The organism is Staphylococcus sp. HMSC069D12 (assembly GCF_001810405.1).
GTDB classification, from domain to species: Bacteria; Bacillota; Bacilli; order Staphylococcales; family Staphylococcaceae; genus Staphylococcus; species Staphylococcus haemolyticus.
This window is the reverse complement of record NZ_KV801114.1, coordinates 185403-197650: the sequence shown is the minus strand read 5'-3', so window position 1 is coordinate 197650 and position 12248 is coordinate 185403. Positions and strand designations below refer to the sequence as shown.

The 12248-nt window shown below is 32.3% G+C and carries 12 protein-coding genes; 6 read left to right on the top strand and 6 right to left on the bottom strand.

Annotated elements, in window-relative coordinates; all coding sequences use genetic code 11:
* Positions 1–179 precede the first annotated feature (179 nt).
* Complete coding sequence (locus tag HMPREF2737_RS09420) at positions 180–788, top strand: DNA-3-methyladenine glycosylase (RefSeq protein ID WP_037549926.1); 609 nt, start codon at positions 180–182, stop codon at positions 786–788.
* Between the two features lie 287 nt (positions 789–1075).
* A complete protein-coding gene (gltS, locus tag HMPREF2737_RS09415) occupies positions 1076–2287 on the top strand; it encodes a sodium/glutamate symporter (protein WP_037549929.1) in 1212 nt (403 codons plus the stop codon).
* A gap of 108 nt (positions 2288–2395) precedes the next feature.
* Here gltS and fni read toward each other — a convergent pair whose 3' ends face one another.
* Positions 2396–3445 carry a type 2 isopentenyl-diphosphate Delta-isomerase gene (fni, locus tag HMPREF2737_RS09410; RefSeq protein ID WP_037549931.1) on the bottom strand — a complete coding sequence of 350 codons (1050 nt, stop codon included), beginning with the start codon at positions 3443–3445 and terminating at the stop codon, positions 2396–2398.
* 44 nt (positions 3446–3489) lie between these two features.
* On the bottom strand, positions 3490–4437 hold the full coding sequence (gene corA, locus HMPREF2737_RS09405) for a magnesium/cobalt transporter CorA (RefSeq protein ID WP_037549934.1): 948 nt from the start codon (positions 4435–4437) through the stop codon (positions 3490–3492).
* A gap of 120 nt (positions 4438–4557) precedes the next feature.
* On the opposite strand from corA, the gene HMPREF2737_RS09400 reads away from it, so the two are divergent.
* Together HMPREF2737_RS09400 and HMPREF2737_RS09395 are read left to right on the top strand one after the other, a co-directional pair.
* Entirely contained in the window at positions 4558–5034 is a 477-nt protein-coding gene (locus tag HMPREF2737_RS09400; protein ID WP_037549937.1) for a thioesterase family protein, read from the top strand.
* 2 nt (positions 5035–5036) lie between these two features.
* A complete protein-coding gene (locus HMPREF2737_RS09395; RefSeq protein ID WP_037549939.1) occupies positions 5037–5432 on the top strand; it encodes a hypothetical protein in 396 nt (131 codons plus the stop codon).
* A gap of 185 nt (positions 5433–5617) precedes the next feature.
* On the opposite strand, the gene HMPREF2737_RS09390 is transcribed toward HMPREF2737_RS09395, so the two are convergent.
* Complete coding sequence (locus HMPREF2737_RS09390) at positions 5618–6517, bottom strand: alpha/beta hydrolase fold domain-containing protein (RefSeq protein ID WP_037549942.1); 900 nt, start codon at positions 6515–6517, stop codon at positions 5618–5620.
* Between the two features lie 195 nt (positions 6518–6712).
* Here HMPREF2737_RS09390 and HMPREF2737_RS09385 point away from each other — a divergent pair, with 195 nt between their 5' ends.
* The gene (locus HMPREF2737_RS09385) at positions 6713–7360 is read left to right on the top strand and encodes a hypothetical protein (RefSeq protein ID WP_037549945.1); all 648 of its coding nucleotides are present in this window, start codon (positions 6713–6715) and stop codon (positions 7358–7360) included.
* A 122-nt stretch (positions 7361–7482) separates the two neighbouring features.
* Here the strand turns inward: HMPREF2737_RS09385 and HMPREF2737_RS09380 are convergent, their stop codons facing one another.
* Positions 7483–9537, bottom strand: coding sequence for a DHA2 family efflux MFS transporter permease subunit (locus HMPREF2737_RS09380; protein WP_037549948.1), 2055 nt, complete (start codon positions 9535–9537; stop codon positions 7483–7485).
* Between the two features lie 12 nt (positions 9538–9549).
* The gene (locus HMPREF2737_RS09375; RefSeq protein WP_011275030.1) at positions 9550–10197 is read right to left on the bottom strand and encodes an HlyD family secretion protein; all 648 of its coding nucleotides are present in this window, start codon (positions 10195–10197) and stop codon (positions 9550–9552) included.
* Positions 10198–10325: 128 nt separating this feature from the next.
* Between HMPREF2737_RS09375 and HMPREF2737_RS09370 the strand changes: the two genes are divergently transcribed.
* Entirely contained in the window at positions 10326–10877 is a 552-nt protein-coding gene (locus HMPREF2737_RS09370) for a TetR/AcrR family transcriptional regulator (protein WP_037535842.1), read from the top strand.
* A 108-nt stretch (positions 10878–10985) separates the two neighbouring features.
* Here the strand turns inward: HMPREF2737_RS09370 and HMPREF2737_RS09365 are convergent, their stop codons facing one another.
* Positions 10986–12194 (bottom strand): putative multidrug effflux MFS transporter TcaB, encoded by a 1209-nt coding sequence (locus tag HMPREF2737_RS09365; RefSeq protein WP_037549951.1) that lies wholly within the window; start codon positions 12192–12194, stop codon positions 10986–10988.
* Positions 12195–12248 lie beyond the last annotated feature (54 nt).

The window sequence follows — 12248 nt, the reverse complement described above, 5'->3', positions numbered from 1 at the left end:
ATCATAACGATATAATGCCAATATCGTCAAATATATATGACACTTATATTTAAGTCTTTAAATTCTTGGTTAATTTCAATTATAATTGCAATCATAATATATTTTAATTGTGTTATACCAGTCTAAGCTTCAGCTTTAATTATCAGTTATTAAATTTTCAAGAGGAAGAAGGTGTTCATGTGGATTTTGTATCAAGACCAACGACTGAAACCGCTAAAGCGCTATTAGGTGTCAAAGTCATGTATGAAGACGAATTTCAAACGTATAGTGGCTATATTGTTGAAACAGAAGCTTATTTAGGTTTTATAGATCGAGCAGCTCATGGATTTGGAGGTAAGCAAACGCCTAAAGTGACTTCACTTTATAAAAGAGGCGGCACCATTTACGGACATGTGATGCACACACATCTATTAGTGAATTTCGTAACTCAAAACGAAGGTGTCCCTGAAGGAGTACTGATTCGAGCTATTGAACCTTTAGATGGCATAGAAATGATGAAACATAATCGTAATAAGTCAAGATATGAATTAACAAATGGACCCGGAAAATGGACAAAAGCGTTTAATATACCTAGAGCAATTGATGGTGCCACATTAAATGATTGTCGCTTATCCATTGATACTAAACACCGTAAATACCCTAGGGATATTGTTGAAAGTGCTAGAATTGGAATACCGAATAAAGGCGACTGGACTAATAAACCGCTACGATACACAGTTAAAGGTAATCCATTTGTTTCACATATACGTAAATCAGACTGCCTAAATCCAGATGAAACTTGGAAATAAAGAAAAAAGACATTCTAGAAATTTTAATCCTAAGAATGGGCCTTTATTACTATTTCTAAATTGTTTAATATCAACAAATCTATTTTCATAGATATTACAAATTAATATTCCAATTAGTTTTTTATCTTTTTATAACATTATTAAAATTTCGTATTATATAAAAACCATTATACCTATCCTAGAAATCTATAATTTTTATATGTATAATGTTATACATGGGGATTTATAGCGCTTACAAGAAGTGCTATTTAAAATTTTTTAACTCGTTTATAAAGGGGGCTATATAAATGGAAATAGATGCGGTCACAACACTATGTCTTGCCTGTCTTTTATTTTTACTAGGTGAATTCATCGTCAATCACGTTTCATTTTTACAAAGAATTTGTATACCACCTCCCGTTATAGGAGGATTATTATTTGCAATTCTAGTTGCAGTCTTAGATACCTTAAATATTATTCAAATTAAATTAGATGCTAGCTTTATTCAAGATTTCTTCATGATGGTATTCTTCACTACTATTGGATTAGGTGCATCTTTTAAATTATTTAAAATTGGTGGGAAAGTTTTAATACTTTACTTTGTATGCTGTGCATTTCTGGCAATATGTCAAAATTTCATTGGTATCTCATTAGCTAAAGTATTACATATTAAACCATTGTTAGGTTTAACAGCTGGTTCAATGTCAATGGAAGGTGGACATGGGAATGCAGCGGCTTATGGTAAAACGCTTGAAGAAAGTTTTAATATTGATTCAGCTATTACTGCTGCACTTGCAGCAGCAACTTTAGGCTTAGTATTTGGTGGATTAGTTGGTGGACCATTAGTAAAGGCACTCATTAAACGCTATAACCTAAAACCTGAAAACAGCGATGATTCGTTTAAAGATTATAGTAAAGTAGAATCTAATGAAGTGCTACATCGTAAATATCAACCTACACAAGTATTTTTTCTACAATTAACAATTATTGCACTGTGCATGTCATTAGGTACATGGATAGGTGATCAATTTTCTAATTTAACTGGTCAAAGTTTACCTATGTATGTAGGATCAATGTTTGTAGCAGTTGCAATTCGAAATGTATCGGAATATGCGAACATACAACTCATCGATTTAAAACTGATTGATCAAATTGGTGATGTAGCTCTAGGCTTATTCTTATCACTAGCACTGATGAGTATTCAACTTACTCAAGTGTATTCACTTGCATTACCTCTTATCGCTATCGTTTTAGTTCAAGTCGTATTTATATCATTATTTGCATTCTTTATACTATTTAGAGTGCTTGGTAAAGACTATGATGCTGCTGTTATGGCTGGTGGATTTATAGGTCATGGTTTAGGGGCTACACCAAACGCGATGGCAAATTTAGATGTAATTACTAAAAAATATGGTAGTTCACCAAAATCATATCTTGTCGTTCCTATAGTTGGAGCCTTCTTAATTGACTTAGCAGGTGTACCTATCGTTATGGGCTTTATGAATATTTTTGGAAACTAAAGTTTTATATTATGCATTATAAAAAAGCAAGTTGGGAGTCCAAACTCTCAACTTGCTTTCTTTGTATAATTTATTAATGCGAATTATGGTTGAATAACCTATTCAATATTACCCTCTATGAATGTCTAAACCGCGTTGTTCAATCCATGACATTAACTTATGATCGAAAACGAACTTACTTTGTTTTAATTCACTAATATCTCTTGCATTTAACATTGTCATAATTGATTTCGTATGTTCAATAAATGACTCAACATACTCAATCGTTGTCGTAATGCCCCCATTTTCAACTTGATTTAAGAATGGTCGAGACATACCTACAGCTTTAGCCCCTAATGCTAGGCTCTTAACAACATCTAGAGGTGTACGTACACCCCCACTAGCAAAGACATTAAGTGAATCTTGATAAGCTGAACTTTCAAGCAATGACTCTACAGTTGACTGTCCCCAATTTGCAAGATAGTCCATATCTTTATTTGAACGACGCTCATTTTCAATTGTGACAAAGTTTGTTCCACCTTTACCACTTACATCAACGTATGTAACACCAACATCAATTAAATCTTTATATAGTTCTTTGCTCATGCCGAAGCCAACTTCTTTAATAATAACTGGAACATCAACACGTTGAACAATAGCTGCTACATTATCTAACCAAGTCGAGAATTCACGATTTCCTTCAGGCATCACAAGTTCTTGTGGTGCGTTCACATGAATTTGTAAAGCCTGTGCATCTAATAAACTAACCGCTTCTACGGCTTTATCTACAGGAACATCTGCACCAACATTACTAAAAATTATACCTTCTGGGTTGGTTTGACGTGCAATACTGAATGATTCCGCCATTTTAGGATTTCTCAAAGCGGCATGTGTAGAGCCTACAGCCATTGCTAATCCAGTTTCTCTAGCGACAACTGCAAGTTTCTCATTAATTTGTTTTGTCCATTCACTGCCGCCTGTCATCGCATTGATATAAATAGGATATGTCATATCAAAATCTGTTATTTGACTTGTTAAGTCTACTTCATCTACATTTATGCTAGGGATTGAATGATGCACGAATCTCACTCGATCAAAGTCTGATTGAGGTGCATCACTTTGAGCCATTGCTATTTCAACATGTTCATTTTTCCTCTGTTCTCTTTGAAAGTCACTCATCTTTGTACCTACCTTTGCTTAAATTAATAAAGTTTCATATTATATTAGAACCATTTTTTTCTTTTGAAAAAGATAATCAATGCAATAGCTATAATTAACATGACGATCATACAAATTGGATAACTATATTGCCATTTAAGTTCTGGCATATATTCGAAATTCATGCCATAGACACCTGCAATAAATGTCAAAGGTGAGAAAATGACTGAAACCAATGTTAATACTTGCATGATACTATTCATTCGAAATGATGAATAAGATTCGAAGTTCTCTCTTATTTCATTAGCCATCTCCTGTGATGTTCTTATGATATTATTTTGCTTTATAAGATGGTCATCGATATGTTGAATATACATCGAATGCTTACTATCTACAACCAAATTACCTTCAGTTTTAATTGTATTAACTAATTCTTGCATAGGGAATAATACCCTTTTAATTTTGATTAAATCAGATTTAATTTGAAAAACATTATCCATTATTTTTTTACTTTGAGTATCATCTACATGTGCATCTTCAAAGTTATATGTTTTATCCTCAATTGTATATACGAATTCAAAATATTTATCAACCATCATATCTAAAATATGTATCACTATATCTGCACAATCCAAGTCTGAATCATGATGTTGTGCATTCATTTTAGCCACTTCATTTAACGATTCAAAATGTTTGTGGTGATATGTAACAAGTACTTTCTCACTTAAAAATACATTTAAAGAAATTGGAGAAAAATCATCTTTGTACATACTGTGAAATACTAAATATTGATACGATTCATAGGATTTATATTTTACACGTGGCACACCTGTAATGGCGTCTTCTAACTCTAAATAGTTAAATTCAAATTGACTTATTAAATAGTCATTCTCTGCTTGTGTTGCATTTTCAAAATCAAACCATACAATTGTTGCTGTTTCAGGAATCTCCTTCACACTATCAACTTGAGTGAGCGATTGATTTTTAGTTTGATATCGAATTGTCATTGTCATTGTTACGTTTACCTCCTACATAACCATACGTCTTTCATTCTACCATGATTTAAATCATGTGTATGTGTTATTTTTATTTAGTAAAATAGAACTATCAATATATGAGCGAGGTCTTTAGTAATGAGTAATCCTGTAATTATTAATAAAGTGGTAGCAACAAATCAAATTGATCATAACAACCACATGCATGACTCAGAATATAATAAAGTGTTTAGTGAAGCTGTAAATGAATTTAACTACACGCATGGACTTTCTTTAAAGGAACGTGAGGTACTTCAATACACAATGTTCACTTTAGAAGAACATACAACGTACCTAGCAGAGTTATCACTCAATTCAGCATACCGAATCGAAGTTTATATTTATGATTATGATTATAAACGTGTACATTTCTTTTTAATGCTTTATACAGATGAAGATGAACTAGCTGCAACTAACGAAGTTATCATGATGGGAATTGATAGTAACAAACATAAGTCTGCTCCTTTTCCAAGTGATTATCATCAAAGCATTGCTAATTATTATAGTCAACAAGGTACTATTGAATGGCCTAAACAATTAGGTCATCAAATAGGAATACCTAAAAAGGAGAACTAAAAATGGTATCACAATTCCGCAGTCAACTTTTAGAATTATTATATGATTTAAATGATGAGCTTAAAGTAAACTTAATAGAACTCAATATTACTAAACAATTATTTATGAATGGTCCCAGTCAGGAATTGCTTAAAAGAGCATTTAATATTAGTTATTATCAAGGACAGAAACAAGCTATTGAAGCATTACAAAATATCGTTGCATCAGAGGAAAATGAAGAAGTTTTAAAACATTTATTAAATGACTATGCAAGTCAATTTGCGAACTTATCATCGAATTTAGTGAATTTGTTAAATCAACAAGATGTATCTCAAATAGATTTGGCACAAGGCATAGACAATTATTATCATAACTTAGGTCAACAAACAGTTATAACTAAAGTTCAAAATTTAATTTAAAATTTTGAACAATGAAGTTATTCATATTTCATGATTTGAAGTGACAGAAGACGAGAACTCATCTTCAACAAAAAGAACTGAGAAGGGACAATTAAATGCCCTTCTCAGTTCAATTACCTGCGTCATATCTGCTAAGTAGACTTAGAGTACTTTTTTATATCAAACTATGTTTTGTTTGATGTTAATTAAGCATCAATCGTCTTAGTAATTTGTTTAATTACTTTGTGTGACTCACGTATAGGGAATAAAGGGAAATCGTGGAACATTTTCGGATACTCAAAGAATTGAACTGGTTGTCCCTTATCCTCCAAATTATATACAAAACGCTTCATATCTGGATGATAAATTTCTCTGCCACCACCGAATAAAACGATGGGTGGTAAATCGTGTAGTTGTCCATAAATTGGTGATATTAATGGATTAGCTAGTGCTTTTCCTTGCGTCCATACATTGAATATACGTTGTAAACCATCCCTATTGACGAAACGGTCTTTATTGCTTAAATCCTCAGTTATTTCAGGATTAGTCAATGTTGCATCCAACATTGGTGAAAGTAGATAAACTTTATTAGGTAATGGTTGATTTTTAGCCACAAGTTGTTGAACGTAACTTAGTGCTAATGCGCCCCCAGTACCATCCCCCATAATAACGATATGCTTGGCATCCACTTCTTCTAATAAAGATTGATATATCCCATCGATTGCTTTAAATGTGTCTTGAATATGGTGTTCTGGTGCTTTAGGATAAATTGGCAACACAACTTCATAAAGCGTACTAAGTGCAAGTTTATCCATAAACCTCCAATGAAATGGTGAGGGTTGTAACGTATTATAACCACCATGAATATAGAGAATTTTCTTTTTTGTTTCATGACGAAAATTAAATCTAAATACTTGCATATCATCGTGTGACAACTTATCTAAATTAGATTTAACATTTAAACTTGAAGGTTGCTTATGCTTCGCTTTATTAATATCTTTTCTTTTATCCATGAACTTATCGAAATCTGAATCATTATCAAACATTATTGAACGATTGTGCAGTAAGTATCGATTGATGATTCGATTAACCATATGTGATCTCATAAAATTCTACCTACCTTAATTAATAATAAATTACTTAAACGTCATTACATTAAGCACAAAAAGCGATATAATGAAAACTATGTTCTAAAAAATCATGATTAAATATTTAATATAATATTGTTAATTGCATATTAAATTCAGTATAAATTAGTCAATCTTAGAAAACAAATGAATTATAGAAAAGGAGTTAGAAAAGTGTCAGAAAGAAAAACAACACAATATGATAATAAATCTCCTATTGATAATCACAACTATCTTCGTTCTAATCGTAACAACCGAAAAAGAAGATCTTGGGTGAGTTTAATTATCCAAATCATAACTTTCATATTAGTAGCTATTACGGGTTATAGTATGTACAAACAACCTATCTTTAATTTAGCATTTGCTAATCAACCCATTAGTTACGGTCAGATTAAAGATTTTCAGTATACGGTTACACAAATAGGTACACTTAATATTAATTTAAGCCAATTAGCTAATCTTGAAGATGTGGCCAATCGTCTCGTATTTGTTTTTAATACATTTTTCATTTTAACAATTGTAAGTTTAGTTATCACTATTTTGACTATTATCTTCAATCGAACTTTATTAAAGATTTTAAATTTTATTGTGATTTCAATATTATTGATCATGTCACTGTATTTTGGATATGCAATACAAGTAATTGGTCAACGAATTGCTGATAAACTACAAAGTTTCTCGTTAAATGTTTCTGCTAATCAAATTATTAGTGAAGCGGATGCTATTCATAATGCGCTTATTTTATTAGTATGTAGTCTAGCTTTATTAATTATTAGTTTCTTTTTCAGAAATCGAAAAACGAACCATCCTAAAATCAAATAATATATTTTTTGCCATTGTAGACGCGTTCATTTAGTCACAATGGCTTTTTTCTAATAAAAAAGTATCGATCACACTTAAAGAAGTGTACCGATACTTTAAAAATAATGTCCCCCAACATCATTTTATTTAAATTTATTACTTTCTGCATGCATCATTCTTTCATGTTCTGCATCAGCGCCTTTTTTACCTTTTAAGAATAAACTTAAAATAAATGCTAAGACTGCTAATCCAGTCGCAATCCAGAATGCATCGTTAATGCCTTCGATATATGCAAGCTGATTTACGTATTTTAAGATAGCTTGTACTGCTTCAGATTGACCACCATATTGTGCTGCCATTTGACGGACGTGGTCTTGGATCACAGGATTTGTTTTATCTAATTCATCTGTAAATGCACCAACATGATTTGTTGTTTGCGTCGTCATAACAGTAACAAGAATCGCAGTACCAATTGAACCAGCTAATTGTCTCATCGTGTTTAGGAATGCATTACCATGAGAAATAAGTCTTGGTGGCAGTGCGTTAATGGCCGCTGTCATAAGTGGCATCATTACAAACGCCATACCGAATGATCGAATCACATAAATACTCATTATATGAAGATATGGTGTATCCATATTTAATTTAGTAAGTTCCCATGTTCCGTAAGCCATTACAGCTATACCAAACAATGCTAAAGGTTTTAAACCAATTGTATCAAGTAGCTTACCAGTAATTGGTCCTAATATACCCATCACTAATGAACCAGGAAGTAATAACAATCCTGAATCAAGTGCTGAGAAGCCACGTAAATTTTGTAAGTAGATTGGTAATAAAATCATACCACCGAATAAACTCATCATAACAACCATGTTAATAATAGTTGTTAGTGTAAATGTTGATGATTTCAACACTTCAAGATTTAACATTGGCGCTCTCATTGTTAATTCACGAATGACGAATGCAGAAATGAATATCGCACCAATTATGAACATCGTTACGATTTCAGCTGAACCCCAACCTTTATTACCGGCTTCACTGAATCCGTATAATAGTGCACCAAATCCAATCGTACTGTAGACGATACCTTGATAGTCGGCTCTTGGATTTGTTGTTCTTTGATATAATCTGAACCAGAAATAACCGAGTATCATTGCAGCAATTCCTAGGAAGAACATACCATAGAACATAACGTTCCAATGATAATTTTGAACGATGTAACCTGATAAAGTTGGTCCAATAGCTGGCGCCAATATCATTGCTATACCCATCGTTCCCATTGCAACGCCACGTTTTTCTGGTGGGAAGATTGTAACGATTACGTTAGAACCTAATGGCATTAACACACCAGCACCAATGGCTTGTAATACACGTCCACCCATCATCATAGGGAAGTTATTAGAAAGTGCACAGACTAGTGAACCAATAGTGAATAATAAAAGTGCAATAATAAATAACTTACGATAAGAGTATTTATTAAATAAGAATGCACTTATTGGAATTAAAATACCATTTACTAACATGAATCCTGTCATCAACCATTGTCCAGTTGACGCAGAAATATTGAATTCTGTATTAATCTTAGGCAATGCAACGTTTAATAACGTTTGGTTTAAGATGGCTATAAACATACCAAACAACATTGCTGCTAAAATTTTATTTCTTGTAATCCCTTTTCCAAAAACAAAATCTTCTTTTTGTTTCTTAATACGTTCGTTTACACGTCCTTCTTGAGAATCAGGATTAATCGGTTCATAAATTGAATCATTAGGTAGATGGTGATTGTTTACATCACCATCTTTTTTGTCATCCTCAGTAGCATCATCAGCATAATGTAAGGAATGTGATGCTTGCTTTTGCTCAGGATGTATTTGCTCTGATGCATGATCTTGCTGATCTTGTTCATTCTCGAAATGATTTTTTCGTTTATCATTTTCAATGTGTCTATCTTCAGAGTTCGTGTGACCCTGTTTATCATCGTCTCTTTGAGAATCTTGCGTGCGATTCGACGCTTTATCTCGGTCTAAGTCACTGATTTTAAATTTAGATGGATTACTTTGACTTTTAGATTCTTCATTTACGTGTTGTCCCTTAGCTTGGTTCTTACGCTTCTTACGTGATTTCAACACAAGAACGTTAACTAAACCAACTAAAATGACCGCTAAAACAATATATCCAACAATGAAGGTCGTTGTCATTCTATGACCTCCTTAGTCTTTATGAATTTTTACTTCAGCGTTCATTCCAGGAACAACATTTTTAGATGGTGCAGAATCTAAAGAAATTTTAACTGGTACTACTTGAGATACTTTAGTGTAGTTACCGTCAGTGTTAGATGATGGCATTAATGAGAAGCTAGCTGCAGTTGCTTGGCCTACTTCTTCAACTTTACCGTCAACGTCAGAATCTTCACCGTCGATTGTTACGTCAACTTTGTCGCCTTTTTCTACACTGCTAACATCTTTTTCGTCAATATTTGCTGTAATATATAAATCATCTAAATTGTAAGCATAAGCAATTGGTGAACCTGCTTGTGCAACTGAACCTTCCATACCACTTGTTTTAACGATAGTTCCGTTTTGTGGCATTTTGATATCCATTGTTTGTGACTCACCACTTTGGCTTTGACCACTCACTTCTGCTACTTTGTCACCTTTTTTAACTTTGTCCCCTTGTTTTACATCAAGAGATTTAATTTGACCTGAAGTTGGGCTAGAGATTTGAATTTGTTCTCCATCAACTTTGGCATTATCAGTTGTTACAAAGCTTGTAGCATTATGATATAAGTAGAAACCTACAATACCAACTACAACTAGAACAACGATTGTAATGATATTAATTAACACCATTTTCTTCATTGAACATTTCCTCCTATTTGCTTTTCAAAATCACTTATAATATTATAAAGACATATAAATAAAATTAACACCAACAATTATTAGTAAATTGTCGGCTAAATGAAGTACAAGTTAAATCAGGTGTCAAGATGAAGCAAAACGCTAAATATAAAATTATAAAAAGTTTAATTGATTTATTAGAAATTTATCCCTTCGAAAATATATCTATAAAGATGATTTGTGCAAATAGTAATGTCAATCGGTCAACTTTCTATGATCACTTTCAAGATAAATTTGACTTGCTATCTAAAATCCAAAATTATCATTTGAATAAATACGAACACTTACTCAACACATTCTCTTTTAATTTTGATAATATTAAAAAAAATCCTGAAAAAGTTTATAAATTCTTCCATATTATTCTAAAATATATCTATAGAAAAAAAGCGTTTTACCACGCTATTTTTATTTCTCATCCAAATAAAGAATTAGTTATGGAATATATTGATATTACGAAACAGTATTACACGAGAATTTTAGGAGAAAATAATACAACCATTCAAAACGTGCCTTTTTTTATAACTTATACAATGAGTGGTCAAATAGGTGTCATTTTAAATTGGTTAAGATTAGGGTGTCAAGAAAGCCCGGATGAAGTAGCAAGTGCATTACTAGCTAATACTTTAAAAGTTCAAAGATAGTTGTATTTAACCAATGAAGAAGCCATTAATTGAGTTAACTCGATTAATGGCTTCTTCATTTTGATACTGTATTAAATTGTTTCATCGTAGCATAGTAATTAATTTCTTTTATAATTTGTCATGTTTAAATACTTTAATATTTAATAATTGTAAAATGATAAGTAAAATTGCTGTGAGACTAATAATAATGATATAAGGCATACTGTTATATTCACCTTTTAGATTAACAAGTGGTGTCACAAGGCCGCCTAATAAAGATTGTAATAATCCCAATAAACTTGATGCGCTCCCGCTTCCGGTTGTACGTTCTTCCATTGCAATTGAAAATCCTAATGTCGCGACGCCTGTAACAGGTGCCACTAAAACGATAAAACCTATAACTAATAACGCAAAATGCCAATGATTTATTAATGTTAATGACACAATCACAACGCCAAAGATTTGGATAATTGTAAATGTACGTAGTAGCACTTGTGGGTGAAAATAGTCTACTAATTTTCCAGCAATCTGACTCGCAATAATAAGTGTGATTCCCACTCCTGCAAACATCCAACTAAAGTGTAATGGCGAAACACCATATACTTTTTGAACTAAAAATGGTGATGCAGAAATGTAACTAAATAACATGATGAATGTAACGCCTTGAATGAGCATTGGTAAGACAAATCGTGGTGTTGTGAGTAGACTTTTAAAGTTACTAAAAATCACATTCACTCCACTGCTATCACGATTTTCTACCGATAAAGATTCAGGAACTTTGAACAATGAACCTAACACCATTAATACACCAAATAGCGTTAAAATGACAAAAACCATTCGCCAAACAGCAAAACTCAAAATCAAGCCCCCTAAAGCTGGCGCAATCACAGGTGCTACACCATTAACTAGCATGAGCAGTGCTAAAAATTTAGTCAGTTCATTTCCACGATACATGTCACTAGCAATCGCTCTTGATATAACAGCTCCAGCGCCTCCAGTAAACCCTTGAATAAATCTAAGAAATACCATAATCCAAATATTTTCAACGAAGACAATACCTAAACTTGCTAAAGCAAATATAATCATTGATATAACTAGTGGTTTCTTTCGCCCAATACTATCGGATATTGGACCTACAATCAGATTACCTAACCCTAAACCTATCATAAACAAAGATAAAGTTAGTTGTGCATTAGCAGTAGTCGTATTAAAATCTTTTTTTAATTCTGGTAGCCCTGGCAAAAACATATCTATAGATAAAGCACCTATAGCAGTTAAAGCACCCAATATAATAATAAATAACGGTGAATTTTTCTTTTGCTTTTGCTCTATATCCATTATATTATCCCACCTTTTTAGGTTTCATATTTTTATGTATTGATTAAAATTTAA